Genomic DNA, 26,104 nt, shown 5'->3' on the forward strand with positions numbered 1-26,104 from the left:
CCCTCCCCCCGAGCCCGTCCGGTCCCCGGCCGACCCAGACCCCGCTGTCGGTCCGGGGACCGGACGAAGCCCACCCCCAGAACTTTGTTGGCGCTGCACCGGCGGCGCGACGTGCCGCCGTCCGCGGGCGGCGAAGGAGTTGGTTCACGTGTCCCAGACGCCCGTGCTGGCGTTGCGCGGGATCTTCAAGCGATTCGGAGCGGTCCAGGTCCTCTCCGGTGTCGATCTCGAAGTCCACGCAGGTGAGGTCGTCGCGCTCGTCGGCGACAACGGAGCGGGAAAGTCCACGCTGGTCAAGACGATCGCCGGCGTGCACCCCATCGACGAGGGCGCCATCGAGTGGGAGGGCGAGCGGGTCGAGATCTCCCGTCCGCACGACTCCCAGAACCTCGGCGTCGCGACCGTCTACCAGGACCTCGCGCTCTGCGACAACCTCGACGTCGTCGCCAACCTGTTCCTCGGCCGCGAGATCAAGAAGGGCGGCGTCCTCGACGAGGTCGCCATGGAGAAGCGCGCGAAGGACCTGCTCTCCACCCTCTCCATCCGCATCCCCAGCGTCCGCATCCCCGTCGCCGCCCTCTCCGGCGGCCAGCGGCAGGTCGTGGCCATCGCCCGCGCCCTGGTCGGCGACCCGAAGATCGTGATCCTCGACGAGCCGACCGCCGCCCTCGGCGTCGAGCAGACCGCCCAGGTCCTCGACCTGGTCGAGCGGCTGCGCGAGCAGGGCCTCGGCGTCATCCTCATCAGCCACAACATGGCCGACGTGAAGGCCGTCGCGGACACCGTGGCCGTCCTCCGCCTGGGCCGCAACAACGGCACCTTCCCGGTCGCCACCACCACGCACGAAGAGATCATCGCCGCGATCACCGGTGCCACGGACAACGCCGTGACCCGCCGCCAGGCCCGCAACGCGGAGGTAGCGAAGTGAGCAACACCCCTCCCGCCGCGAGCGAAGAGGCCGCGGTGCCCGAGCCCCGCACCCCCGACGCCGACGCGCCGGCCACCGAGACCCCGGCCGCCGCGGCGATCCCCGCCGTCGACCCCCGCCTCCTCGTCCGCGAGCAGGGCTTCAAGGGCTACGTCGACGAGTTCAAGCGCAAGATCCGCTCCGGCGAGATCGGCTCGCTGCCCGTCGTCGTCGGCCTCATCGTCATCGGCATCGTCTTCCAGGCCCTCACCGGCAACTTCATCACCTCGTACAACCTCGACCAGATCACGCTGTACGCGGTCGGCCCCGGCATCATGGCCGTCGGCATCGTCTTCGTGCTGCTGCTCGGCGAGATCGACCTCGCCGTCGGCTCCGTGGCCGGTCTCGCCGGCTCCGTCTGGGGCGTCCTCGGCACCGACATGCCCGACGGCCTCGCCATCCTCCTCGGCATCCTGTCCGGCACCCTGATCGGCGCCTTCCACGGCATCGTGTTCGCCAAGATCGGCGTGCCCGCCTTCGTCGTCACCCTCGCCGGCTTCCTCGGCTGGGCCGGCCTGCAGACCTGGGTGATGGGGGAGCGCTCCACCATCTCCACCCCGATCGGCAGCTTCGTCAACGACCTCACGAAGTACTACTTCTCCGACGTCGCCGCCGCCTACGGCCTGGCCGTCGCCGTGATCGCCGCCTTCTACCTGGCCCAGTTCCGCGACGCGCACCGCCGCAAGGCCGCCGACCTGCCGCACCGCCCGCAGAGCGAGATCATCCTGCGCACCGCCGTCCTGGCGGTCCTGGTCCTCGTCGCCGCGTACGGCTTCAACCAGGAGCAGGGCCTGCCGCTCTCCCTGGTGATCTTCCTGGTGATCCTGCTGGTCACCGACTTCGTCCTGCGCCGCACCACCTACGGCCGCCAGGTCTTCGCGGTCGGCGGCGGCATCGAGGCCGCCCGACGCGCCGGCATCAACGTCTCCTGGATCCGGATCTCGGTCTTCATGGTCTCCGGCACCATGGGCGCCGTCGGCGGCCTGTTCCTCGCCTCCGCGACCGGCGGCGCCGACCGCTCCCTCGGCGGCGGCAACCAGCTCATGATGTGCATCGCCGCGGCGGTCATCGGCGGCACGTCCCTCTTCGGCGGACGCGGCAAGGTCTGGTCGGCGCTCCTGGGCATCCTGGTCATCCAGTCCATCGTCCAGGGTCTCAACCAGATGAACCTGTCCTCCAACGCGATCCAGTACATGATCACCGGAGCCGTCCTGCTCATCGCCGTGATCATCGACTCCGTCTCCCGCAAGACCCAGAAGACGGCCGGACGCGCCTAGGGCGTGTGTCGAAAGTCCCGCCTGCCCGGCGGCGCCCGGCACGCACGCTCGCCGCGTTGTCGGGATCACCCCGATACAACCAGTATCGGGGCGACCCTCCGCCTTGCGATCGCACGCACCGGACACCGCCGGGCCTGCCCTCCGGGCAGACGGCGCTACTTTCGACACACGCCCTAGGGGCCCGGAAGACCGGCCGGACGCGCCCGGCCCCGGAAGACGGCCGGACGCGCCCGGCGCCCGGGAAACGGCGGGGCGCGCCCGGAGAAAGGCCCCGCCACGCGCGCGTAACGCTCGCCACACCTGCCCGGCGCCGTGAAACCGGCGCCGGGCACCGGTGCGTCCGGACCAGTGCACACGCCCGCACGGAGCCGTACGGATCACCGGCCCGTAGACCGTCGGAGTGACGCCTCACTCCCCGGCCCGCTGCCCACGATCCAAGACGGAACATTAGACTCGACAAATCGGCAAGCTCGACCAGCTCAAACGCAAGGAGGAACGGGTGGCTCTGCTGACCCGTATCAGGGGACCGCGAGACCTGGACCGGCTCTCCCCGGAACAGCTGGACCAGCTGGCCGACGAGATCCGGACGTTCCTCGTGGACGCCGTCTCCAAGACCGGCGGGCACCTCGGGCCCAACCTGGGCGTGGTCGAGCTGACCATCGCCCTGCACCGGGTGTTCGACTCCCCGAAGGACAAGGTCCTCTGGGACACCGGCCACCAGAGCTACGTCCACAAGCTGCTCACCGGCCGCCAGGACTTCTCCAGGCTCAAGATGAAGGGCGGCCTCTCCGGCTACCCCTCGCAGGCCGAGTCCGAGCACGACGTCATCGAGAACTCGCACGCCTCCACCGTCCTCGGCTGGGCCGACGGCCTGGCCAAGGCGAACGAGGTCCTGAAGAAGGACGACCACGTCGTGGCCGTCATCGGCGACGGCGCCCTCACCGGCGGCATGGCCTGGGAGGCGCTGAACAACATCGCCGCCGCCAAGGACCGCCCGCTGGTCATCGTCGTCAACGACAACGAGCGCTCCTACGCGCCCACCATCGGCGGCCTCGCCACCCACCTGGCGACCCTGCGCACCACCGACGGCTACGAGCGCTTCCTCGCCCGCGGCAAGGACATCCTGGAGCGCACCCCGGTCGTCGGGAAGCCGCTCTACGAGACCCTGCACGGCGCCAAGAAGGGCCTCAAGGACTTCATCGCCCCCCAGGGCATGTTCGAGGACCTCGGCCTCAAGTACGTCGGCCCCATCGACGGCCACGACATCGAGGCCCTGGAGTCCGCCCTGACGCGCGCCAAGCGCTTCGGCGGCCCCGTCATCGTCCACTGCCTCACCGAGAAGGGCCGCGGCTACCAGCCCGCCCTCCAGGACGAGGCGGACCGCTTCCACGCCGTCGGCAAGATCCACCCCGACACCGGCCTGCCCGTCGCCACCTCCGGCGCCGACTGGACCGGCGTCTTCGCCGAGGAGATGGTCGCCCTCGGCGAGGAGCGCCCGGACGTCGTCGCCATCACCGCGGCCATGCTCCAGCCCGTCGGCCTCGACAAGTTCGCCAAGGCCTTCCCCGAGCGGGTCTTCGACGTCGGCATCGCCGAGCAGCACGGCGCGGTCTCCGCGGCCGGCCTCGCCACCGGCGGCCTCCACCCGGTCTTCGCGGTGTACGCCACCTTCCTCAACCGCGCCTTCGACCAGGTCCTGATGGACGTGGCCCTGCACAAGTGCGGCGTCACCTTCGTCCTCGACCGGGCCGGCGTCACCGGCACCGACGGCGCCTCCCACAACGGCATGTGGGACATGTCGATCCTCCAGGTCGTGCCCGGCCTGCGGCTCGCCGCCCCGCGCGACGCCGACCAGGTCCGCGCCCAGCTCCGCGAGGCCGTCGAGGTCACCGACGCCCCCACCGTGGTCCGCTTCTCCAAGGGCGCGGTCGGCCCCGCCGTCCCCGCCCTGCGCCGCGTCGGCGGCATGGACGTGCTCCGCGAGCCGGGCACGGACAGGCCCGACGTCCTCCTGGTCTCCGTGGGCGCCCTGGCGCCGATGTGCCTGGAGATCGCCGACCTGCTCGACCGGCAGGGCATCTCCACCACCGTGGTCGACCCCCGCTGGGTCAAGCCCGTCGACGAGGCCCTCGCCCCGCTCGCCGCGCGCCACCGGGTCGTCGTCACCGTCGAGGACAACAGCCGCGTCGGCGGCGTCGGCTCGGCCGTCGCCCAGGCGCTCCGCGACGCCGGCGTGGACGTCCCGCTGCGCGACTTCGGCATCCCGCCGCGCTTCCTCGACCACGCCTCCCGCGCCGAGGTCCTCGCCGAGATCGGCCTGACCGCCCCGGACGTCGCCCGGCAGGTCACCGGCCTCGTCTCGCGCCTCGACGGCAGGTACGAGGAGAGCGACGCCAAGGCCGTGGAACCCGCCCGGGACTGACCCCGCGGCACCTCCGCACCACCCTTTGGGCCGGTCGGTTCACCCTCCCGGGTGCCGACCGGCCCGTTCGCGTGCATTCTGGCTCTGTCCGGGCAGACGTCATCACAGCCTCCGACCCGCGGAGGCACCGAGACCGACGTCGGGCTGAGCGCGGAGGTGCCACGGTGAGTACGGACCAGCAGCCACGGGCGAACTCCGGGGTGTTCCGGACCAAATCGGTCGAGCAGTCGATCCGGGACACGGAGGAGCCGGAGCACGCCCTCCGGAAGTCCCTGTCCGCCTGGGACCTGACCGTCTTCGGCGTCGGCGTCATCATCGGCACCGGCATCTTCGTCCTCACCGGCAAGGTCGCCAAGGAGAACGCCGGCCCGGCGACGGCCCTCGCCTTCGTCGCCGCCGGCATCGTCTGCGCCCTCGCCGCCCTCTGCTACGCCGAGTTCGCCTCGACGGTGCCGGTGGCGGGATCGGCGTACACCTTCGCGTACGCCTCCATCGGCGAGCTGCCCGCCTGGATCATCGGCTGGGACCTCGTCCTGGAGTTCGCGCTCGGGACGGCGGTGGTGGCCGTCGGCTGGTCCGGCTACGTCCGCTCGCTCATGGACAACATCGGCTGGCACCTGCCGGCCGCCCTGGAGGGCCCGGACGTCGAGGGCGGCACCTTCGACGTCCTGGCGTTCCTGCTCGTCCTGGTCATCACCGTGGTCCTCGTCCTGGGCATGAAGCTCTCCGCCCGGATCACCGCGCTCGTCGTCGCGATCAAGGTGACCGTGGTGATGATCGTGATCGTCGCCGGCCTGTTCTTCATCGTCGGCGACAACTACAAGCCCTTCGTCCCGCCCGCCGTCACCCCCGAGGGCGGCGGCTCCGGCTGGGACTCCCCGATGGTCCAGCTGATCTTCGGCTACGAGCCGACGAACTTCGGCGTCATGGGCATCTTCACCGCCGCCTCCGTGGTCTTCTTCGCCTTCATCGGCTTCGACGTAGTGGCCACCGCCGCCGAGGAGACCAAGCTGCCGCAGCGGGACATGCCCCGGGGCATCCTCGGCTCGCTCCTCATCTGCACCGTGCTCTACGTGGCCGTCTCCCTCGTCGTCACCGGCATGCAGAACTACAAGGAGCTGTCCGTCAGCGCCCCGCTCGCCGACGCCTTCAAAGCCGCCGGCCACCCCTTCTACGCGGGCGTGATCAGCTTCGGCGCCGCCGTCGGCCTCACCACGGTCTGTCTGATCCTGCTCCTCGGCCAGACCCGCGTCTTCTTCGCGATGAGCCGCGACGGCCTGCTGCCGCGCTTCTTCTCCGTCACGCACCCCCGGTTCAGGACCCCGTACCGGCCGACGATCCTGCTCGGCGTGATCATCGCGATCGTCGCCGGCTTCACCAGCATCAACGAGCTGGCGACCCTGGTGAACATCGGCACCCTCTTCGCCTTCGTGATGGTCGCGGCCGGCGTCATCGTCCTCCGCCGCACCCGCCCCGACCTGCCGCGCGCCTTCCGCACCCCCTGGGTGCCCGTGCTGCCGATCCTCTCCATCGCCGCCTCGTTCTGGCTGATGCTCAACCTGCCGGGCGAGACCTGGTTCCGGTTCGGGGTCTGGATGGCGATCGGCATCGTCGTGTACTTCCTGTACGGGCGGAGTCACAGCCGGTTGGGCCGGGAGGGCCGGGAAGCCCGGTACTGAGGGGCCGCCGGGAGCACGGGGAGGGCGGGTCGGGAGGGGCCGCTACAGTCGGCTCGTACCCGTCCCGCATCCTGATTGACCGGAGCGCTGCACTCCCATGGCGAATCGATCCGAGGCCCCCGTCACCCACCTCCACGGCTCTCCCGACACCCCGCAAGTGAGGGGTTCCTGGCTGGCCCGGGGGAAGGACGGCAGGCTCAGCGTCTACCTGCCCCGGAACGGCGGGGCGGTGCGCTGGACGGAGGGGGCCGACGGCGGCTGGAGCGGGCCCGAGCCGATCGGCGGCAGCGGCGGGCTGCTGCCCAGCCTCTCGGTGGGCCAGGGCGCCGACGGGTACGTCCACCTCGTCGGCCTGCGGCCCGTGGCGGGCGGCGAGCCGGACCGCGTCGAGCTGGTGCACAGCACCCAGTACCAGACGGGCCGCCCGGCCCTGGAGTGGCGCTCGATCACCCACCCCAACGGCGCCGCCTTCCGGTGGACCGGGACCCCGAGCGTGACCGTGGACGGCATCGGGCGGGCGTACGTCTTCTGCCGGAACGGCGGCGGCGGCATCAGCGTGCGGGCGCAGAAGGACGCGGGCGGCTGGCACCCGTGGTGGGACCTGCTCGGCTCCAAGACCGACCCCCTGCCGGTGGCCGTCACCAACGGTTCGGGCTTCGTCGAGCTGTACTCCTCGCACGCCGCGGGGCTCGTCCGCTACGTGCAGCGCGAGTCCGGCGCGAAGCCGCTCCGCGAGGAGCTCCTGCCCGCCCAGGTCACCATGGGCACCATGGCGGCCGTGCGGGGGCCCTCCGGGCACGTCACGGCCTTCTACCTGGACGGGGAGGGGAGGGTGTGCGCCTGGTCGCCCGAGCGGGACCTGGCGCCCACGCCCCTCGTCGACGCGGCCGGCGAGGGCCCGCTGACCGTCGTCAGCCGTACCGTCGACGGCGCCGACCACACGCTGATCGCCCAGCGCGACGCCTCGGGGCGGGTGGTGTTCGCCTCCTACCCGGCGGAGCGGGAAGGGGCCGGGCCGCGCTGGTCCCCGCCCGGCCCCGAGGTCCAGGGCCCCCCGGCCCTGGGGAGCGACGCCTCCGGCGGTGTCGTCGCCGCGGCGGTCGCGGCGGGCGGCGAGCCGATAGTGGCGCGCGGGAAGGGCGGCACGGACGCCGCCCCGGGGGCCTGGGAACGGATCTGACCCCGGACGCACCGGTGCCCCGGATCCCCTTCCGGGGCCCGGGGCACCGTCGTGCCGGGGCGCCCGGTCAGCCGCCCGTGGCGGGGGACTTCTTCGCGGACGCGGGGATCTCGGCGTCCTCGCGGATCGCCTTCCAGAGCTGGGAGGCGTTCGGCTCGGCGGCGACGACGCGGTTCGGGTCCTTCTTGTCGTAGGCGACCGGCAGCATGATCGTCTCCATGTTCTGCGGGTCGACCCCGTTCAGGCTCCGGCCGAACTCGCTGAGCGCGGTCAGGGAGGCCAGCGCGGAGTCGGTGGTGAGCGCCTTGGTCGCCGAGTTGGCGATCTTGTAGCTCTTGGCAGGGCTGCCGAGCAGGTCCTGCTTCTTGACCTCGGAGAGGAGCGAGGTCAGGAACTGCTGCTGGAGGCTGATGCGGCCGAGGTCGCTGCCGTCGCCGACGCCGTGGCGGGTGCGGACGAAGGCGAGGGACTGGGTGCCGTCGAGCCGCTGCTCGCCGGCGGCGAGGTGGAGGCCGCTCTGCTTGTCGTCGATCGGCTCCTTCACGTCGACCGTGACCCCGCCGATGGTGTCGACCAGGTCCTTGAAGCCGGCGAAGTCGATCTCCAGGAAGTGGTCGAGCCGGACCCCGGACATCGCCTCCACGGTCTTGACCACGCAGGCCGGGCCGAACTGGGCGTAGACGGAGTTGAACATGACCCGCTGGGCCGAGGGCGCGGCCGAGCCGTCGCGGCGGGTGCACTCGGGCCGGGTGACCAGGGTGTCGCGCGGGATGCTCACGGCGACGGCCTCGGTCCGCCCCTCGGGCACGTGCACGACGAGCGCGGTGTCCGAGCGGCTGCCGCCGACGTCGCCGCCGGCCAGGTCGCCGTTGGCGCCCGCCCGCGAGTCGGAGCCCAGGACCAGCAGGTTCTGGCCGGTGGTGGGCAGCTTCTCCGGACGGTCGTCGCCGAGCGCCTTCTCGATGTCGACGCCCTTGATGTTGCCGTCCAGGCTGTTGTACATCCAGTACAGGCCGCCGCCCGCTGCCAGGACCAGGACGAGGAGCGTCAGCAGGACGGTCCGCAGCGGACGGCGCCGCTTGGGCGTGTTCCTGCGCCGGCTGCCGCCGGCCGGGGTGTGGAGGTCGGTCATGAGTGGTCGAGTCTCTTCCGTTGAAAATGAAGTGAATACTATGAAGTTCTTGTGTTGCCGGGGGCCGTGGGTCGGTGCCCACTCGTGATCGCGTGGTGGAGCGCGGGACGGGCCCCGGCGCGACCGGAGAGGCGTAGGGGCGGACGATGGTCATGATCCGTGGCAGGAACAGGGGCGGGGCCCCGCGGGCCGGTACGGCCGCGGACCGGGCCCCGGCTACCGGAGGGGCCCCTTCGGCCCCGGCGGGTCGCTGGCTGTTCACCGGCGGCGACGGCCGGCTGACCGCGTACGCGACCTCCGCCGCCGGGCCCGTCCGGTGGACCGAGGCCGCGGACGGGACCTTCGACGGACCGCACGTGAGCGAGACGCCGGGCTGGGTCGGGCCGCTGTCCCTGGCGAGCAGCCGCGAGGGCTACGTGTACTTCGCCGGCCTGTGCGCCCCCGGGGACGGCGGCCTCCCGGGCGTCGTCGTCAGCACCCAGTACCAGACCGGCCGCCCGCTGGCCGACTGGTACGACCTCGGGGCGCCCGGCCTGTCCCCGGAGGAGGGCGGCGCCGTCGCCGACACGGTCGTCTCCGGCCCGGTCGTGGTGGTGAACCAGGTGTCCGGTTCCGTGCACGTCCTGGTGTCCCTGCTGCGCACCGGCATCCTCCGGCGCAGCCGCACCGGCGAGGGCCGCTGGGGCCGCTGGAAGCGCGTCACCGACCACGCGTACGCCGGGGAGTTCACGGCGGCGATGCCCACCGGCGGCCCCCTGGAGGTCGTCGCCGTGGGCCACCAGGGCTCGGTGGACCGGTGGGCGGGGGCCGGAGGCGGCCGGTTCGAACTGCGGGATCGTTTCGGCATGGCCGTGGTCGACGGCACCCGGACCGCCCTGGAGACCGGTCGCAAGCGCGTCACGTACGTCTGGCGCCACCCGGGCGACGACTCGGTCGTCGCCTGGCGAGCCCGGGGCGGCGAGCCCGGACCGGTGCTGCCGCTCGGCGGCGCCGGCGGCCGGGGACGGCCGGGCGTGACGCGCGCCCCCATCGGCGGTTACGACTGCACGGTGCTGGCCCAGACCGGCGCCCACGGCACCGTCGAGGTCAGCGCCTACGTGACCGAGAACGAGGGCTACGGCACCTGGTGGGCGCCCGTCGGCGACCCCACGACGCCGCTCGTCGCTCCCCAGCCGGGGGTGGACGGCGCGGGCCGCGTGGTCGTCGCCGCGTTCGACGGGACCGGGGCCCTGATGCTGACCCGTCAGGACCTCGCCCAGGACGGCCTCGCGTTCGGACCGTGGAACCGAGAGGGCACGCATGTGCCGTCAGCGGCCGGAGGGCAGTGGTAGCCGCTCCGCCACCTCGAGGGAGAGGTCGCCCTCCGGGGTGTAGAACGGCGTCGCCGCCAGCTCGTGGCCCGGCGTCGTCGCGGAGGGCGCGAAGACCACCGGCGCCCGGCTGACGACGTCGACGTCGTCGGAGCGCCGGCGGCCGAGCCGGACCTCCTGGGTGACGCCCTCGAAGCTCACCGCCAGGTGGACGTCCCAGACCCCGGTGGCCAGCGGCCAGCCGTCGGACATCTGCCGCAGGTTGATCCGCGCGGAGAACCGGCCCATCGCCCGGGTCTTGCCCTTGGAGTTGACCAGCGTCTCGTCCCGCCGCGCGGTCACCGAGAAGCGCTCCTCCGCACCGGTCAGCCGGTGCCGCAGCACGACCTTCGTGGCCCGCTCCCGGGTGCTGAGCTGCTCGAAGAAGGCGTGGCCGTCGAGCAGCAGCAGGGACCCGTTCCACCGCGCCCCGGTGAGCTGCTGGTTCACCGTCATCCTGCCGGTGATGTCGAAGAGTTCGTCGGGCAGCCCCACCGAAGGATCGCGGAAGTACGGCAGCAGGGTGTAGACCCGGCCGTTCTCGACGGTCTTCTTCGGCGCCGGGCGGGAGGTGTCCGCCTCGTACGCCGCCATCTGCTCCGCCTCGGCGGTGCGGCCGGCCGCGATCAGCGCGTACCGGACGGCGAGCGGCCGCGGCAGCAGGGCCAGCGCGCTCGGGGGGACGGTGTTGCGCAGCAGCTCGGCGGCCCCGTGCAGGGCGCGCTCCCGGTCGGCGGGCCGGTCCGAGGCGAGCAGCAGACGGCCGGTCGCCTTGCCCAGGTCCTCCTCCAGGTGCCGCGAGACCAGCAGGTCCCGGCCCGGGCCGGGGGGCAGCACGGAGCCCAGCAGCGCCAGCATCCGGCCGACCAGCGCGACCCGCTGCGCCAGGGGCACCGCCGCGGTGGCCGGCGGTCCCTTGACCACGCACGGCTCGTCGGCGACCACCGCGATGTTGTCGGCGCGGACGTACGCGGCGGCGGTGAACGCCTGGTCCTCGCCGAAGGCCATGTCCATGGGGAACTCCAGGCCGCAGCGGCGCACCATGCTGGTCCGGAACAGCTTCTCCGGCGTCAGCGACCAGTACACGCGCGAGCCGTAGAGGTCCACCGAACCCTGGGTCCTGCGGAACATCGAGGTCGCGACGGAGTGCCGGCCCGAGCTCTCCAGGCGGCCCAGCACCACGTCCGCCTCGTTGTCGTCGGCCGAGGCCACCATCAGCTCCAGCGCCCGCGGCGTGAGCCGGTCGGCGCCGGTCAGGAACAGCAGGTAGCGCCCGGTGGCCTGGCTCATGGCCCAGTTGCGGGCCTCGGCGGTCGTCAGGCCCCGCCGGAACTGGCCGGCCCGCAGCCAGCCGGAGTGGCGCTGCTCCGCTCCGGCCAGCAGGGACGCGCTGGCGTCCGTGGAGCCGTCGTCGACGGCGATGACCTCGATGCGCTCGGCGCCGAGGGACTGGCCGAGCAGCGAGTCCAGGCACGCCTGGAGGGTGGCCGCCTGGTCCCGGACGTGGAGGACGACGGTGACGTCGCGCAGGTCGCCCGGGCGCACGGGGGAGGGGTGGGTCATGCCGGCGCCTGTCCGTTCTGAGGGGGTCGGGTGGTGCCGGGCCACGGCATCGCGCCGGTCAGCTCCGGCCACTGCCAGCTGCGGAACTCGGTGGTGAACTGGTGCTCGGGGAAGACCCCGGCACGGCCCTCCAGACCGCCGACGTACACGTTGACGGGGGCGGTGACCTTCTCGCCGTTCGGTCCCGCGACGGTGTACTCGAACCGGTCGTAGCCGGCGAAGCCCTGGTACGGGAGGTAGGTCAGGGTCCCGTCCGGATCGAACCGCGCGGTGCCCTGGCGGGGCTGGGTCACCTCGACCGGCGCGCTGCCGGGCGGGACGGCGGCCAGCGCGTTCGCCGTTCCCGGGACGCCGGGGCCGGTGACGATCCGCAGTCCGGGCGCGAACATGGAGCGGATGAGCAGGGAGCGGTCGCGCAGCGACGCGGTCCGCACCCTCTTGCCGCTCTCCCGCCCCGGTACGGCCACCGCGATCTGCGGGCGCAGCCGGGGCTCCTTCTTCCGCGGCTGCTTGACCCGGACGGAGAGGAACCCGACCCCGTTCTGGCCGGGTTCGGCCCGCACCCGGTACCAGCGCTGCCGGGGGAAGTGCTCCATCTGCTGGAACGCGAGGACCTCCGCCGAGTCGGCGAAGTACTTCTCGTGCAGGTAGGCGTAGCCGAACGGGGCGTTCTCCACGGCCACCGACAGCGCGAGCTGCACGACGTCACCCGGGGCGACGCCGCTGAAGGGAGGGACGGAGCAGTAGAGCGCGGCGTGCGCCACGCCGGGACGGTCCTCTTCGGTGCCGACGGCCTTGCCGCTGCACAGCAGGTGGTTCATGGGCCGGCCTCACAGATCACGGGCGGGAGCGACACGGGACTTGGTGCGGTGCTGGAACGTGGCGTCGTCGAGCCAGCCCAGCTCGTCGTAGGAGAAGGTCCGCCGGTCGAGGTCCTTCACCCAGTGCGGGGGGATCAGCTGCTGCGTCACCATCGCCCGGGCGACGAAGCGGGCCACCTCCACGGCCCCGTCGGCCCGCAGGTGGACGTTGTCGGCGTCCTGCACGACCGGCATGAGCGGCTCGCCGGGGCGCAGGTAGGTGAAGACGTGCTTGGTCTCCTCGGGGCCGAGCTCCTCCCACCACTGCAGGCTCTGGCCGTACACGTCGATGAGCGGGACGAACTCCTCCTGGGCCAGCTGTCGCATGGCCAGCGGGTAGTCGCCGAGGAAGCGGCTCACGTTGCCGTGCCGGTCGATCCGCCGCCGCTCGAACGGCATCATCAGGACCGGGTGGCCCTGGCGCTCCCGGGCGCCCGTGACGTACGCCCGCAGGTGCTCGATGAAGTCCTCGAACGGCTCGGTGTGCAGGCCGGGGTCGGGCTTCCAGTCGATCTGGCCGAAGGCCATGACCAGGTAGTCGCCGGGGGCCATGGCGTCGAGGATCCACTGGAGCCGCCCCCGCTCCCGGAAGCTCTTCGTGCTCGCCCGTCCCCGCGAGCAGTTGACGACCTCCACCTCGTCGGTGAGGAACAGGTCGAGGGCCTGTCCCCAGCCGGCCATGGGCAGATGGCTCACCGGCCGGGTGACCGTTCCGGAACCGCCGGACAGGAAGATCCTGGTCCGGTGGCCCGCGCGTTCGTCGGTGTACGTCATGTTCCTGCGTTCCTCCCGTGTCCCGCCCCGTCGAGGCGGCGGCCCGGAGCTCAGAGCTCCTGGATCTCCTGCCGGCTCAGCACCGACGCGATCGCCCGCTCGAAGCCCGACTGGGCGGAGGCCGGGTCCTGCTGCCGCACGTCGACGACGTGGCCCGTCATCCGGGACAGCAGCACGTCGAGGGCGCTGCGCGCGACGGTCTCCGAGGACAGCAGGGTGCCGACGGGCTCCTGGCCGAAGGCCGCGGTGCGCATGGGGGTGGCGGTCCGCTCGGGATTCACGCAGTTGACCCGGACGCCGTCCTCCGCCCACTCCTCGGCGAGCGCCTGGGTCAGGTTGACCACCGCCGCCTTGGTGGAGGAGTAGAGGCTGTACTCGGAACGGCCGCGGGTGTAGCTGCTGGAGGTGAACAGCAGCAGCTGGCCCTGGGACTCGGCCAGGTACTTGTACGAGGAGCGGGCTATGTTCACCGGGGCGACGTAGTTGACCTCGGTCGCCTCGCGGATGGTGTCGGCGTCGGTGTCGGCGAGGCGGCCGGTGCGCAGGACGCCCGCCGTGTTGATCACGTAGTCGATCCGGCCGGTCTCGGCGTACGCCTCGGCCAGCGCCGCCTCGATGTGCTCCGGGTTCTCCACGTGGGTGCCCGTGGTGGACCGGCCCAGGGCGTACACCGTCGCGCCGTACCCGTCGGCGAGCCGGGCGATGTCCGCGCCGATGCCGTACGAGCCGCCGAAGACCAGCACGGTGCGGCCGGTCAGCGCCTCGCGGTAGGACTCCTCGCCGGCCGGCACCGGGGCCGTCGACGAGGCCAGCTGGAACAGCTTGTCGGCGATGAAGACGTCGACGGGCTGGGTGACCTTCATGTTGTACTCGTCGCCCATGACCACGTGGACCGGGACGTGCGGCAGGTACTTGATGACGACCGAGCAGTCGTCGGTGGCCTCGAACGACGGGTCCGCCAGGGCCCGCTCGTAGGCCTGCCGGATGGTCGACAGGTGGAAGCCCTGCGGGGTCTGGCCGCGGCGCAGGCGCGAGCGGTCCGGGACCTCGGTGATGAACTCGCCGTCGATGCCGTGGGTCCGGGTCACGATGATGGTGTCCGAGGACGGGATGGCGACGTCCACCGCCTGGTAGCGCTCCAGCGACTCCACGCACTCCTTCACCACGCGCTGCGAGAGCAGCGGGCGCACGGCGTCGTGGAACAGCAGGCTGACGTCCTCGCCCTCGGCGAGGCCCTCGGAGAGGTGCCGGATGGCGATGCTGGTGGTCTCGCTGCGGGTCGAGCCGCCCGGCAGCACCCGGGAGACCTTGCGGAAGCCCGCCCGGTCGACGATCCGCTCGGCCTCCGCCGTGTGGTCGGCCGCCATGAGGACGATGATCTCGTCCACCTCGGGGGAGTTCTCGAAGACGCACAGCGTGTGTTCGATGATCGACTTGCCGGCGATCTTCAGGAGCTGCTTGGGGATGGCGAGTCCGACGCGCTGACCGGTGCCGCCGGCGAGGACGACGGCGACGGTACGGCGGCGGGGGGCGGGAGTGGTCACGGCTCCGGTCTCCAAGGTGAGGGTGATGCCGACGGGCGAGGTGAGGAAGAGGGGATGCCGGCGCGGACTAGACGTCGACCCGGGTGTGGTCCGGGTACTCGATCGGGAAGTCCTGGAGCCCGCGCGCGTAGAGGTCGTTCGCCGCGGCGTTGAAGCGGACGACGGACGGCGGGTGGTCCGGGCCGAGCAGGTACTCCTTGAGCTGCTCCCGGTACGGCGCCATGGTGTCGCGCCTCGGGTCCAGCATCGCGTCCAGTGCCTCGCCGAGCCCGTTGCACTCCAGGTCCAGCAGGTACGAGGCGGAAGCGGTGCGCTGCTCGTTGCGGAACTGGTCGTCCGGCAGGCCTTCCAGGTTGAAGATCGCGTAGGGCTTGCGGGTGGCGACGAAGTCCGACACGACGCTGGACATGTCGCCGATGAGCAGGTCCGAGTGGTTGAAGCAGTCGTTGAGCGACGGGATGCGGTCCAGGACCACGTGGTGCGCCTCGTCGGGCGTGGCGCTCCAGTAGAGGTCTCCGGCCTGGTTGCGGCTGCGCCGGATGCGGGCGGTCCGCTCGGCCTCGGTGAGGTCGGGGTACGGGGAGCGGACGCCGCGCTCGGACAGGGCGGCGATGCGCTTGTCGATCCGCTCCAGCTTGCGCGCGGCGGCCTTCGAGTCGGTCATCTGACGGCCGAACCGCCGGACGTTGTCCTCCTGGAGGAGGGCGATGATGCGCCGGTGCGCCGCGCCGGCCGCGGGGGACCGGGTGCCGGTGAGGGGGTGCGGCTTGTAGATGACGCGCAGCCGGGTCTTGTGCGCGAGGAGCTTCTCGATCAGCTTCTCGCCGGCCGGGATCACCGAGGTGTAGCAGGCGTCGTCGGTCCAGCCCTCCCAGGTCGGCGCGTAGACGACGGTGGGTATGGACTGGGCGGGCTGCCCGGTCCAGCGGTGCAGGGACATCAGCTGCGGGCGGCCGACCTCGACGATCTGGTCGTGGCGCACGGCGTGCCTGATGCGCTCGTAGCGGTCGCGGCCGGCGCGGCCGGCCACCCAGATCTCGTCGAAGACCTTGCTCACGCGGTTGCTGCTGGCGGCCTTGTCGCTGTCGCCGTGGCCGATGAAGACGTGCTTGACCTCGTGGCGCTGGAGCATGTGCACGTTCTTGCCGGCGTTGCCGGGGTAGAGCGTGACCCGCAGCTCCGGCATCTCGACCCGGGCCAGGTACTCGGCCTTCGGCACGCAGATGACGGGGACGGAGGTGGCGTCCAGGTAGCGCAGGGTGGCCCGTTCGCGCAGCACGATGACGGGACGCAGGTCGAGCGCCTCCAGGGACTCCAGCCACATGTTCACCTGGTACATGAAGTCCCGGGATATGGCGGCGAAGGTGAAGTAGAGGGCGACCTGCGGACGGTACTGGGCGAGCTCCTCGTTCAGCTCGTCGATGGCCTCGTCGGCCGAGGGCAGGATCAGGGCGTTGCGGGCGCCCGGCAGCAGCACGAGCACGGCCAGGTAGGCGGCGGACACCGAGAGGATGCCGCCGTAGGTGACGTACTGCCACTTGTCGGTCGCCATCGTGCCGAGGGCGCCCGCGAACAGCGGGATGTCCAGGTGCAGCGTCTTGCGGACGTGCTTGTCCATCAGGAAGGGGTGCGGCATGCGCCGGATCCCCAGCCCCTCCATGTCGAGGCCGCGGGTGGTGTACGGGAGCTCCTGGCGCTTCTTGCGGACGTGCTTGAGCAGCGCGCCGTACACCAGCTGGAGGGCGAACAGCATGAGCAGCCCGATCGCGGTCATCTGCACCACGAAGGAGTCGATGTCCACCATCGCCCCGCAGAGCCCGAGCAGCAGGAACTGCCGGATGATGAAGCGGATCGTGAGGCCGAAGCGGGAGTCGCGCAGCCGTTCCAGGGTCGTGGACTGGACGCTGTGCAGCAGCATGTCGGCCAGGTAGCTGACGGCGGCCGACACGGCGAAGACCTTCAGGGACGGCATCACGACCGCGACCATCATGCCCAGGAAGCCGAGCATGAGGGCGGTGGAGATCAGGACACCCAAGAGGGCCTGGCGCTTCTGCTTGTTCATGGCTGTATGGCCCTCCCTGCCGTGTACGCGACGCGTGTCGTTGCGCGCTGAGACTGCGCCACGGTGGGGCGTGCCAGTCGACTTGTGAAGACGCGGTAAAGCGTCGACAAATCATAGGCCGGTGAAGGCGGGAAACGTACCCGAACGATCAGGAAAGTAAACCTAGTGAGAAAGGTCATTGAATAGTTATCAAGATCTTCCGCAAGCGCGCCCTCTCCGCCTACAACCACTCACCGAAAGTGTTCTCCCGGTCACCCGGTGCGCCGGTCACGCGCGGGGCGCGAAGCCGTAGAGGGCGAGTTCGCGTCGGTCCGCCGCCTTGACCGAGAAGCCCATGCAGAGCACCGGATCGGGGGCCAGCCGCACGGCGATGCCCTCGGGCTCCCGGTAGCGCAGCCCGGGGTCGACGGTCACGAGCTGCCGGCCGGCCGAGGTGCCGGTCCGCACGTCGACGGCCGAGACGAAGGTGTTTCCGCCCGCATCGCGGGGGTTCCTCCCGTCGGCCTTGCTGTAGGGGTTCCCGGTCAACTGGTAGACGTGGTTCCCGTACAGCGCGCACCCCTGGAAGGTCTCGTCCTCCAGGTGGGGCGTGCGGGCGATCCGGTGCGCGGGGGTGTAGTCGTCCGCGACGACGTCCCGCAGGCGGTGCACGGTGTACCCGTGCCCCGTGGCGTGCCGGTAGCTGACCAGCAGCCGCTCCCCGGCCATGTCGACGGCCGGGTGGACCCGGGTGGAGCCCTTCGGGGCGATCGGGTGGTGCCGCACCGCCGGGTCGTCGCCGTCGAGCACCGCGCCGTCGGCGAAGCGCACCCGGGCGACGGCCTGCCCGTACCCCGACTTCGGGCGGGACTCGACCCACAGCCAGACGACGTCGCCGCGCGGCTCCACCCCCATCGACACCCCGTGGCCGAAGCCCCGCAGGTACATCCGCCCCAGACGCTCCCCTGACCGGGAGAACCGGGTGACGCACAGGTCCCCGTCGCGCTTGCGCCGGTCCGCGTCGACCGGCTCCTCCTCGTCGTCCTCCAGGGTCAGCCCGCCCTGCGCCAGCTGCACCGCGTACACGTCCCGGCGCACGTCGTCGAAGGCCAGCGACTGCGGCCCCGTGGTGTCGTTCAGCGCGGTGGGCCGCCACAGCCGGGTCGGGCGGGCGATGTCGAAGCCGCCCGCGATCGCCGGCGCCGCGTTCTTGGCGTCCTCGGTCCTGCCGTCGCCCCACAGGGCGAGCCCGCCCAGCCCGCCGGCGGCCAGCGCGGCCGTGCCGGCGATCAGGAAGGTACGGCGGCTGGGACCGGAACCGGGGTGCGCCATGGTGCGGAAACCGTTCTTCCGAGGACAAGATCCACCATTCTGTCACCCCGGAAACGGAGGTCGAACGGCCGTGCCCCCTCCTGCGCGCGAACGGCGGATGCCGGCGACCCCGGGAAGGGGCCGCCGGCATCCGCCGTCCGGTGTGCGCTACGCCGGGACGCTCGCCACGCCCTGCGCCAGGAAACGCTTCCCGTTGACGCGCTCGGAGACGCCCTCGCGGTCCAGGTACGGCGTGATGCCGCCCAGGTGGAAGGGCCAGCCCGCACCCGTGATCAGGCAGAGGTCGATGTCCTGCGCCTCGGCGACGACACCCTCCTCCAGCATCAGGCCGATCTCCTGCGCCACCGCGTCCAGGACGCGGTCGCGGACCTGCTCCTCGGTCAGGACGGTGTCGCCCTGCTCGAGGAGGGCGGCGACCTCGGGGTCGAGCTCCGGCTTCCCGGAGTCGTACACGTAGAAGCCGCGCTTGCCGGCCTCGACGACCGCCTTCAGGTTGGGGGAGACCGTGAAGCGCTCGGGGAAGGAGCGGTTCAGGGTCTCGGAGACGTGCAGGCCGATCGCCGGGCCGACCAGCTCCAGGAGGACCAGCGGCGACATCGGCAGGCCGAGCGGCTCGATGGCCTTCTCCGCGGTCTCGACGGGGGTGCCCTCGTCGATGACGTTCTGGATCTCGCCCATGAAGCGGGTCAGGATGCGGTTCACGACGAACGCCGGGGCGTCCTTGGTGAGGACCGCGGTCTTCTTCAGCTTCTTCGCCACGCCGAAGGCGGTGGCGAGGGAGGCGTCGTCCGTCTGCTCGCCGCGCACGATCTCCAGGAGCGGGAGGATCGCGACCGGGTTGAAGAAGTGGAAGCCGACCACGCGCTCGGGGTGCTTGAGCTTGGAGGCCATCTCCGAGACGGACAGCGAGGAGGTGTTGGTGGCGAGGATCGCGTGCGCCGGGGCGACCGCCTCGACCTCCGCGAACACCTTCTGCTTGACGGACATCTCCTCGAACACGGCCTCGATGACGAAGTCCGCGTCCGCGAAGCCCGCGGCCTTGTCCAGGACGCCGGAGACCAGGCCCTTGAGGCGGTTGGCCTTGTCCTGGTTGATGCGGCCCTTGCCGAGCAGCTTCTCGATCTCGGCGTGGACGTAGCCGACGCCCTTGTCGACGCGCTCCTGGTCGATGTCGGTCAGGACGACCGGCACCTCCAGGCGGCGCAGGAAGAGCAGGGCGAGCTGGGAGGCCATCAGACCGGCGCCGACGACGCCGACCTTGGTGACCGGGCGGGCCAGCGACTTGTCCGGGGCGCCGGCGGGGCGCTTGCCGCGCTTCTGCACCAGGTTGAAGGCGTAGATGCCGGAGCGCAGCTCGCCGCCCATGATCAGGTCCGCGAGGGCCTGGTCCTCGGCGTCGAAGCCCTTCTGGAGGTCCCCGTCCTTGGCGGCCTCGATGATGTCGAGGGCGCGGTAGGCGGCCGGGGCGGCGCCGTGCACCTTGGAGTCGGCGACGAAGCGGCCCTTGGCGACGGCCCGGTCCCAGGCCTCGCCGCGGTCGACCTCGGGGCGCTCGACGGTGGTGGTGCCGTTGAGGACGGAGGCCGTCCAGATCAGCGACTGCTCCAGGAAGTCCGCGCCCTCGAACAGGGCGTCGGCGATGCCGAGCTCGAAGACCTGCTTCCCCTTGAGCTGGCGGTTCTGGTTCAGCGAGTTCTCGATGATGACCGAGACGGCCTTCTCGGCGCCGATCAGGTTCGGCAGGAGGGCGCAGCCGCCCCAGCCGGGCACCAGGCCGAGGAAGACCTCGGGCAGCGAGAAGGCCGGCAGGGCCTTCGACACGGTGCGGTAGGTGCAGTGCAGACCGACCTCGACGCCGCCGCCCATGGCCGCGCCGTTGTAGTACGCGAAGGTCGGCACGGCGAGGGAGGACAGACGCTTGAAGACGTCGTGGCCGCCCTTGCCGATGGCGAGCGCCTCGTCGTGCTTCTTCAGCAGCTCGACGCCCTTGAGGTCGGCGCCGACGGCGAAGATGAACGGCTTGCCGGTGATGCCGACGCCGACGATCTCGCCGTTCGCGGCCTCCGCCTCGACCTGGTCGATCGCCGTGTTCAGGTGGGCGAGGGACTGCGGGCCGAAGGTGGTCGGCTTGGTGTGGTCGAAGCCGTTGTCCAGCGTGATCAGCGCGAACCGGCCCGCACCCGCGGGCAGTTCGAAGTGCCGTACGTGGGCGCTGGTGACGACCTCGTCCGGGAAGAGCTCGGCGGCGCCCTTCAGAAGCTCGGCGGTGGTGCTCACTTGCCCTCCCAGTGGGGGTTCTCCCAGATGACCGTCGCGCCCATGCCGAAGCCGACGCACATGGTGTTGAGGCCGTAGCGGACCTGCGGGTTCTCCTCGAACTGGCGGGCCAGCTGCGTCATCAGACGGACGCCGGAGGAGGCCAGCGGGTGGCCGTAGGCGATGGCGCCGCCGTACTGGTTGACGCGGGCGTCGTCGTCGGCGATGCCGTAGTGCTCCAGGAAGGCGAGGACCTGGACGGCGAAGGCCTCGTTGATCTCGAAGAGGCCGATGTCCTCGATGGACAGGCCGGCCTGCGCGAGGGCCTTCTCGGTGGCCGGGATCGGTCCGTAGCCCATGACCTCGGGCTCGACGCCGGCGAAGGAGTACGAGACCAGGCGCATCTTGACCGGGAGGTCGTTCTCCCGGGCGAAGTCCTCGGAGGCGATGATCGAGGCGGTGGCGCCGTCGTTCAGGCCGGCCGCGTTGCCCGCGGTCACGTTGCCGTGGACGCGGAACGGCGTCTTCAGGTTGGCCAGCGACTCCAGGGTGGTGCCCGGACGCATCGGCTCGTCGGCGGTGACCAGGCCCCAGCCCGTCTCGCCGCCCTCGGGGGAGGTGCGGCGGACCGAGATCGGCACCAGGTCCTGCTGGATCTTGCCGTCGGCGTACGCCTTGGCGGCCTTCTCCTGCGAGCGCACGGCGTACTCGTCGGCGCGCAGCTTGGTGATGCTCGGGTAGCGGTCGTGCAGGTTCTCGGCGGTCATGCCCATGAAGAGGGCGGACTCGTCGACGAGCTTCTCCGACACGAAGCGCGGGTTCGGGTCGACGCCCTCGCCCATGGGGTGGCGGCCCATGTGCTCGACGCCACCGGCGATGACGGCGTCGTAGGCGCCGAAGGCGATCGAGCCGGCGACCGTGGTGACGGCGGTCAGCGCGCCGGCGCACATGCGGTCGATGGAGTAGCCCGGCACCGACTGCGGCAGGCCGGCGAGGATGCCCGCCGTACGGCCGAGGGTCAGACCCTGGTCGCCGATCTGCGTGGTCGCGGCGATGGCGACCTCGTCGATCTTCGCGGGGTCGAGGCCCGGGTTGCGGCGCAGCAGCTCCCGGATGGCCTTCACGACGAGGTCGTCGGCGCGGGTCTCGTGGTAGATGCCCTTCGGGCCCGCCTTGCCGAACGGGGTGCGGACGCCGTCGACGAAGACGACGTCCCTGACGGTACGAGGCACGATGGCTCTCCTCCAGGGTGCGGGATGGCACTGCTGCGGCGCACGGCTAAGCGTGCGCTTGCTCCCCCATGCTACTTGCGGGTAACCATGCTGCCCACCCCCTGGGGGCCAAGCGGCGAAGGTCACACCGGGAACTCTGCCGCAGATGACCGGAAACGGCGGAGCCCCCGTCACCCTTCCGGGTGCGGGGGCTCCGCGCGGGAGTTCCGCCCGCGCGGTTACGCGGTCGCCGCCAGCGCCTTCACCAGGAGCGGGGTCACCAGCTCCACCTGCCAGGGGCGCGCGCCGTGACCCGTCAGGGCGGCGGCGACGCGGTCGGCGTCGGCCGGGGACGGCGGCTCCCAGCAGACCCGGCGCACGGTGTCCGGGGTGATCAGGTTCTCCTGCGGCAGGTTCAGCTCCTCCGCGAGCGCCGAGACCGCCGCGCGCGCCGCCGACAGGCGGGCCGCCGCGACCGGGTCCTTGTCGGCCCAGGCGCGCGGCGGGGGCGGCCCCGCCGGCTGCTGGCCCGGCTGGGGCAGCTCGTTCTCCGGCAGTGCCCTGGCCCGGTCCACCGCCGCCTGCCACTGCTCCAGCTGGCGCCGGCCCGTCCGATGGCCGAAACCGGACAGCGCGGTCAGCGCGGCCAGGTTCACCGGCACCGCGAGCGCCGCCTCCACGATCGCCGCGTCGCTCAGCACCTTGCCCGGGGAGACGTCGCGCCGCTGGGCCACCCGGTCGCGGGCCGTCCACAGCTCCCGTACGACCGCCATCTGGCGGCGGCGGCGCACCTTGTGCATCCCGGAGGTCCGGCGCCACGGGTCCTTGCGCGGCGGGGCGGGCGGGGCGGCGGCGATCGCGTCGAACTCCTGGTGCGCCCACTCCAGCTTCCCCTGCCGGTCGAGCTCCTCCTCCAGGGCGTCCCGCAGGTCGACGAGCAGCTCGACGTCGAGCGCCGCGTACCGCAGCCAGGGCTCGGGGAGCGGCCGGGTCGACCAGTCCACGGCGGAGTGGCCCTTCTCCAGGGCGTAGCCGAGGACGGACTCCACCATCGCGCCGAGGCCGACGCGCGGGAAGCCCGCGAGCCGCCCGGCCAGCTCGGTGTCGAAGAGCGAGGTCGGCCGCATGCCTATGTCGCGCAGGCAGGGCAGGTCCTGGGTGGCCGCGTGCAGGATCCACTCGGCCCCGGCGAGCGCCTCGCCGAGCCCGGAGAGGTCGGGGCAGCCCACGGGGTCGATCAGGGCGGTGCCCGCGCCCTCGCGGCGGAGCTGGACGAGGTAGGCGCGCTGGCCGTAGCGGTAGCCGGAGGCGCGCTCGGCGTCCACGGCCACGGGGCCGGTTCCGGCGGCGAAGGCGGCGATCACCCGGGCGAGGGCGTCCTCGGTCTCGACGACGGGCGGAACGCCCTCGCGGGGCGCCAGCAACGGGATCGGAAGCCCAATCGCAGGGACGTCGTCGTCCGGGGGGCCGCCCCCGGTGGTGCGCGGTGCCGCGTCTGCTGCGGTCTCTTGGGCGTCGGTCACCCGTCAAGGGTATCGGTGAACGGCGGGCACCTGTCGACGGAACGTTCCGTCGACAGGTGCCCGCCGCCTGTCCACCGCAGGTCAGTGGATGATCCCCGTCCGCAGGGCCACCGCGACCATGCCGGCGCGGTCGCCGGTGCCCAGCTTGCGGGCGATGCGGGCGAGGTGGCTCTTGACGGTCAGGGCGGACAGGCCCATGGAGACGCCGATCGCCTTGTTCGACTGGCCCTCCGCGACGAGCCGCAGCACCTCGACCTCACGGCCGGAGAGCTCGCGGTAGCCGCCCGGGTGGCTCGGGGCGCCCGGGGGGCGGCGGTGGCCCAGACGGGCCGCCGCGGCGCCGATGGGGGCGGCGCCGGGGCGGGTGGGGTGACCGATGTTGGTCCGGGTGCCGGTGACGACGTAGCCCTTCACACCGCCCGCGAGGGCGTTGCGCACGGCGCCGATGTCGTCGGCGGCCGAGAGGGCGAGGCCGTTGGGCCAGCCCGCGGCGCGGGTCTCGGACAGCAGGGTCAGGCCGCTGCCGTCGGGCAGGTGGACGTCGGCAACGCAGATGTCGCGCGGGTTGCCGACGCGGGGGCGGGCCTCCGCGATGGACGACGCCTCGATCACGTCACGTACTCCGAGGGCCCACAGGTGACGGGTCACGGTGGAACGGACGCGCGGGTCGGCCACGACGACCATGGCCGTCGGCTTGTTCGGGCGGTAGGCGACCAGGCTTGCGGGCTGCTCGAGGAGAACGGACACCAGGCCTCCTGGGGGGAAGGTGGGGGACGGAGCCGGCTCGGGGAAGAAGCCGGGGGCGGGACCCGTGCTGCGAAGGGGGTCACTGACTCCTTCGGCAGCAGGGCCGCCCGCCTTTAGGGAAAGATCACGATTTGGTGAGTAACAATTAGGGCAATTCGGACGCCTGATCGATCATCCTACGAGCGGGCCCCGATCCTTCACCCTCCCGGGGGAGGCCCGGAGCGTCTTTCCGAACGCCCTGTACAACGCGCCGGGGCGCCCCGGGAAACGTCAGACCTGCTGCGGGCCCCGCCGCTGCGGCAGCGAGACGACGCCCGCCCCCGCGGTCGTCCCCGCCCCCGGCTCGGCGGGCGCGGGCGGCAGCCCCGCGATCTGGCAGAGCAGGTCGCACCAGGCGGCCAGGTGCGCCCCCGTGTCCGGCGCCCCGTTCGGGCCCTCGCGCGGCGTCCAGGACGCCCGGATCTCGATCTGGGTCGCCGGCCGCCGGTCCGCGAGCCCGCCGAAGTAGTGCGAGCCCGCCATCGTCACGGTCCCGCTCGCCTCCCCGTACACGAGCCCCCGCGCCTCCAGGGCCCCCGTCAGCCAGGACCAGCACACCTCCGGCAGCAGCGGGTCCGCCGCCATCTCCGGCTCCAGCTCCGCCCGCACCAGCGTCACCAGGCGGAACGTTCCCTTCCAGGCCTCGTGCCCGGCCGGATCGTGCAGCAGCACCAGCCGTCCGTCCGCCAGGTCGTCCTCGCCGTCGACGACCGCCGCCTCCACCGCGTACGCGTACGGGGCCAGCCGCTGCGGCGGCCTGGTCGGGTCCACCTCGATCTCGGACCGCAGCCGCGCCGCGCGCAAGGCCTCCACCGCCCGCCGGAAGGCCGGTGGCACCGGGTTCGCCTCCGTACTGCCCGCCGTTTCGTCCGTCCCTCGATCGCCGTCGGAATGATCGGAAAAGTGTCCCTGAGCCGCAGCCATGCGGGGAAGAGTAGGCGGAACGGGGCCTCCGTGCAGGGAGGGACACCCGGCCCGGACGAGCGGCTTCCCGCCACATGCGAAGATTCTGGGCGTGAGTGCCAACGACGGCCCGCAGGGCCAGCAGACCAAGCAGCAGTCGCGGACGCACGACTCCGCGTTCCTCAAGGCGTGCCGGCGCGAGCCGGTGCCGCACACCCCCGTCTGGTTCATGCGGCAGGCCGGGCGCTCCCTCCCCGAGTACCTGAAGGTCCGCGAGGGCATCCCCATGCTGGAGTCGTGCATGCGGCCCGAGCTGGTCACCGAGATCACGCTCCAGCCGGTGCGCCGCCACGGGGTCGACGCCGCCATCTACTTCAGCGACATCGTCGTCCCCCTCAAGGCCATCGGCATCGACCTCGACATCAAGCCCGGCGTCGGCCCGGTCGTCGCCGAGCCGATCCGCACCCGCGCCGACCTGGCCCGGCTGCGCGACCTGACCCCCGAGGACGTCCACTACGTCACCGAGGCCATCGGCATGCTCACCGGTGAGCTGGGCGACACGCCGCTCATCGGTTTCGCCGGCGCGCCCTTCACCCTCGCGAGCTACCTCGTCGAGGGCGGCCCGTCGCGCAACCACGAGCACACCAAGGCGCTCATGTACGGCGACCCGCAGCTCTGGGCCGACCTCCTCGACCGCCTCGCCGGGATCACCTCGGCCTTCCTCAAGGTCCAGATCGAGGCCGGCGCCTCCGCCGTGCAGCTCTTCGACTCCTGGGTCGGCGCCCTCGCCCCGGCCGACTACCGCCGCTCCGTGATGCCCGCCTCCGTGAAGGTGTTCGACGCGGTCGCCGGCTACGGCGTCCCGCGCATCCACTTCGGCGTCGGCACGGGCGAGCTGCTCGGCCTCATGGGCGAGGCGGGCGCGGACGTCGTCGGCGTCGACTGGCGCGTCCCGCTCGACGAGGCCGCCCGCCGCGTCGGCCCCGGCAAGGCGCTCCAGGGCAACCTCGACCCCGCCGTCCTCTTCTCCTCCCGCGAGGCCGTCGAGGCCAAGACGGACGAGGTCCTGGCCGCCGCGAAGGGCCTGGAGGGACACGTCTTCAACCTGGGCCACGGCGTCCTGCCGACCACCGACCCGGACGCGCTGACCCGCCTCGTCGAGCACGTGCACACCCACACGGCCGTCTGACCCGGCCGCCGGGGAGCACCGCCTAAAGGGTGTTGCAGAAGGCTCAGTTCTGGGCATTTTGCCTGTATGGGCGGGGTGTTGCGGGCTGAGCCGTTGTGGGTGGAGACGTTCACGGG

General features: G+C 72.1%; 19 protein-coding genes. 7 read left to right on the forward strand and 12 right to left on the reverse strand.

Annotated elements, in window-relative coordinates:
- Positions 1 to 139 precede the first annotated feature (139 nt).
- The 5 genes from ACIQKA_RS19115 to ACIQKA_RS19135 all read left to right on the forward strand — a co-directional run bounded on the left by ACIQKA_RS19115 (position 140) and on the right by ACIQKA_RS19135 (position 7,525).
- Positions 140 to 928, forward strand: coding sequence for an ATP-binding cassette domain-containing protein (locus tag ACIQKA_RS19115; protein ID WP_376232146.1), 789 nt, complete (start codon positions 140 to 142; stop codon positions 926 to 928).
- Entirely contained in the window at positions 925 to 2,244 is a 1,320-nt protein-coding gene (locus tag ACIQKA_RS19120) for a sugar ABC transporter permease (RefSeq protein ID WP_383155772.1), read from the forward strand. The genes ACIQKA_RS19115 and ACIQKA_RS19120 overlap by 4 nt, the downstream gene beginning before the upstream one ends.
- 499 nt (positions 2,245 to 2,743) lie before the next feature.
- On the forward strand, positions 2,744 to 4,666 hold the full coding sequence (gene dxs, locus ACIQKA_RS19125) for a 1-deoxy-D-xylulose-5-phosphate synthase (RefSeq protein ID WP_383158908.1): 1,923 nt from the start codon (positions 2,744 to 2,746) through the stop codon (positions 4,664 to 4,666).
- A 200-nt stretch (positions 4,667 to 4,866) separates the two neighbouring features.
- Positions 4,867 to 6,345 carry an amino acid permease gene (locus ACIQKA_RS19130; protein WP_383158939.1) on the forward strand — a complete coding sequence of 493 codons (1,479 nt, stop codon included), beginning with the start codon at positions 4,867 to 4,869 and terminating at the stop codon, positions 6,343 to 6,345.
- 97 nt (positions 6,346 to 6,442) lie between these two features.
- A complete protein-coding gene (locus ACIQKA_RS19135) occupies positions 6,443 to 7,525 on the forward strand; it encodes a hypothetical protein (protein ID WP_383447263.1) in 1,083 nt (360 codons plus the stop codon).
- 67 nt (positions 7,526 to 7,592) lie between these two features.
- Here the strand turns inward: ACIQKA_RS19135 and ACIQKA_RS19140 are convergent, their stop codons facing one another.
- Positions 7,593 to 8,657, reverse strand: a complete 1,065-nt coding sequence (locus ACIQKA_RS19140) for an LCP family protein (protein ID WP_383158913.1) — start codon at positions 8,655 to 8,657, stop codon at positions 7,593 to 7,595.
- A gap of 146 nt (positions 8,658 to 8,803) precedes the next feature.
- On the opposite strand from ACIQKA_RS19140, the gene ACIQKA_RS19145 reads away from it, so the two are divergent.
- Positions 8,804 to 9,988, forward strand: coding sequence for a hypothetical protein (locus ACIQKA_RS19145; RefSeq protein ID WP_391097145.1), 1,185 nt, complete (start codon positions 8,804 to 8,806; stop codon positions 9,986 to 9,988).
- Here the strand turns inward: ACIQKA_RS19145 and ACIQKA_RS19150 are convergent.
- The 11 genes from ACIQKA_RS19150 to ACIQKA_RS19200 form a co-directional block, all read right to left on the reverse strand.
- Positions 9,965 to 11,569 carry a glycosyltransferase gene (locus tag ACIQKA_RS19150; protein ID WP_383158917.1) on the reverse strand — a complete coding sequence of 535 codons (1,605 nt, stop codon included), beginning with the start codon at positions 11,567 to 11,569 and terminating at the stop codon, positions 9,965 to 9,967. The genes ACIQKA_RS19145 and ACIQKA_RS19150 overlap by 24 nt on opposite strands.
- On the reverse strand, positions 11,566 to 12,390 hold the full coding sequence (locus tag ACIQKA_RS19155; protein ID WP_383158919.1) for an Ig-like domain-containing protein: 825 nt from the start codon (positions 12,388 to 12,390) through the stop codon (positions 11,566 to 11,568). The genes ACIQKA_RS19150 and ACIQKA_RS19155 overlap by 4 nt, the downstream gene beginning before the upstream one ends.
- Positions 12,391 to 12,399: 9 nt before the next feature.
- A complete protein-coding gene (locus ACIQKA_RS19160; RefSeq protein ID WP_383158921.1) occupies positions 12,400 to 13,203 on the reverse strand; it encodes a rhamnogalacturonan acetylesterase in 804 nt (267 codons plus the stop codon).
- 50 nt (positions 13,204 to 13,253) lie between these two features.
- The gene (locus tag ACIQKA_RS19165; RefSeq protein WP_402541643.1) at positions 13,254 to 14,747 is read right to left on the reverse strand and encodes an SDR family NAD(P)-dependent oxidoreductase; all 1,494 of its coding nucleotides are present in this window, start codon (positions 14,745 to 14,747) and stop codon (positions 13,254 to 13,256) included.
- A 67-nt stretch (positions 14,748 to 14,814) separates the two neighbouring features.
- Positions 14,815 to 16,809 (reverse strand): hypothetical protein, encoded by a 1,995-nt coding sequence (locus tag ACIQKA_RS19170; RefSeq protein ID WP_383184980.1) that lies wholly within the window; start codon positions 16,807 to 16,809, stop codon positions 14,815 to 14,817.
- A gap of 267 nt (positions 16,810 to 17,076) precedes the next feature.
- Entirely contained in the window at positions 17,077 to 18,120 is a 1,044-nt protein-coding gene (locus ACIQKA_RS19175) for a signaling protein (protein WP_402541644.1), read from the reverse strand.
- 147 nt (positions 18,121 to 18,267) lie between these two features.
- Entirely contained in the window at positions 18,268 to 20,397 is a 2,130-nt protein-coding gene (locus tag ACIQKA_RS19180) for a 3-hydroxyacyl-CoA dehydrogenase NAD-binding domain-containing protein (RefSeq protein ID WP_391097142.1), read from the reverse strand.
- On the reverse strand, positions 20,394 to 21,608 hold the full coding sequence (locus ACIQKA_RS19185; RefSeq protein ID WP_383158934.1) for a thiolase family protein: 1,215 nt from the start codon (positions 21,606 to 21,608) through the stop codon (positions 20,394 to 20,396). The genes ACIQKA_RS19180 and ACIQKA_RS19185 overlap by 4 nt, the downstream gene beginning before the upstream one ends.
- Before the next feature lie 218 nt (positions 21,609 to 21,826).
- Entirely contained in the window at positions 21,827 to 23,110 is a 1,284-nt protein-coding gene (locus tag ACIQKA_RS19190; RefSeq protein ID WP_383158937.1) for an HRDC domain-containing protein, read from the reverse strand.
- A gap of 81 nt (positions 23,111 to 23,191) precedes the next feature.
- The gene (locus ACIQKA_RS19195) at positions 23,192 to 23,857 is read right to left on the reverse strand and encodes a response regulator transcription factor (protein ID WP_015037008.1); all 666 of its coding nucleotides are present in this window, start codon (positions 23,855 to 23,857) and stop codon (positions 23,192 to 23,194) included.
- Positions 23,858 to 24,127: 270 nt separating this feature from the next.
- Complete coding sequence (locus tag ACIQKA_RS19200; protein WP_383444424.1) at positions 24,128 to 24,820, reverse strand: DUF3000 domain-containing protein; 693 nt, start codon at positions 24,818 to 24,820, stop codon at positions 24,128 to 24,130.
- Positions 24,821 to 24,911: 91 nt separating this feature from the next.
- Here ACIQKA_RS19200 and hemE point away from each other — a divergent pair, with 91 nt between their 5' ends.
- Entirely contained in the window at positions 24,912 to 25,988 is a 1,077-nt protein-coding gene (gene hemE, locus ACIQKA_RS19205) for a uroporphyrinogen decarboxylase (RefSeq protein WP_383150925.1), read from the forward strand.
- Positions 25,989 to 26,104: the final 116 nt, after the last annotated feature.

Source organism: Streptomyces sp. NPDC092045 (assembly GCF_044756005.1).
Lineage (GTDB): Bacteria > Actinomycetota > Actinomycetes > Streptomycetales > Streptomycetaceae > Streptomyces.

Coding starts and splice junctions, on each gene's coding strand:
- ACIQKA_RS19175 (WP_402541644.1), bottom strand. CDS start 18,120: ATGGCGCACCCCGGTTCCGGTCCCAGCCGCCGTACCTTCCTGATCGCC.
- ACIQKA_RS19145 (WP_391097145.1), top strand. CDS start 8,804: ATGGTCATGATCCGTGGCAGGAACAGGGGCGGGGCCCCGCGGGCCGGT.
- ACIQKA_RS19135 (WP_383447263.1), top strand. CDS start 6,443: ATGGCGAATCGATCCGAGGCCCCCGTCACCCACCTCCACGGCTCTCCC.
- ACIQKA_RS19140 (WP_383158913.1), bottom strand. CDS start 8,657: ATGACCGACCTCCACACCCCGGCCGGCGGCAGCCGGCGCAGGAACACG.
- ACIQKA_RS19150 (WP_383158917.1), bottom strand. CDS start 11,569: ATGACCCACCCCTCCCCCGTGCGCCCGGGCGACCTGCGCGACGTCACC.
- ACIQKA_RS19170 (WP_383184980.1), bottom strand. CDS start 16,809: ATGAACAAGCAGAAGCGCCAGGCCCTCTTGGGTGTCCTGATCTCCACC.
- ACIQKA_RS19160 (WP_383158921.1), bottom strand. CDS start 13,203: ATGACGTACACCGACGAACGCGCGGGCCACCGGACCAGGATCTTCCTG.
- ACIQKA_RS19200 (WP_383444424.1), bottom strand. CDS start 24,820: ATGGCTGCGGCTCAGGGACACTTTTCCGATCATTCCGACGGCGATCGA.
- ACIQKA_RS19155 (WP_383158919.1), bottom strand. CDS start 12,390: ATGAACCACCTGCTGTGCAGCGGCAAGGCCGTCGGCACCGAAGAGGAC.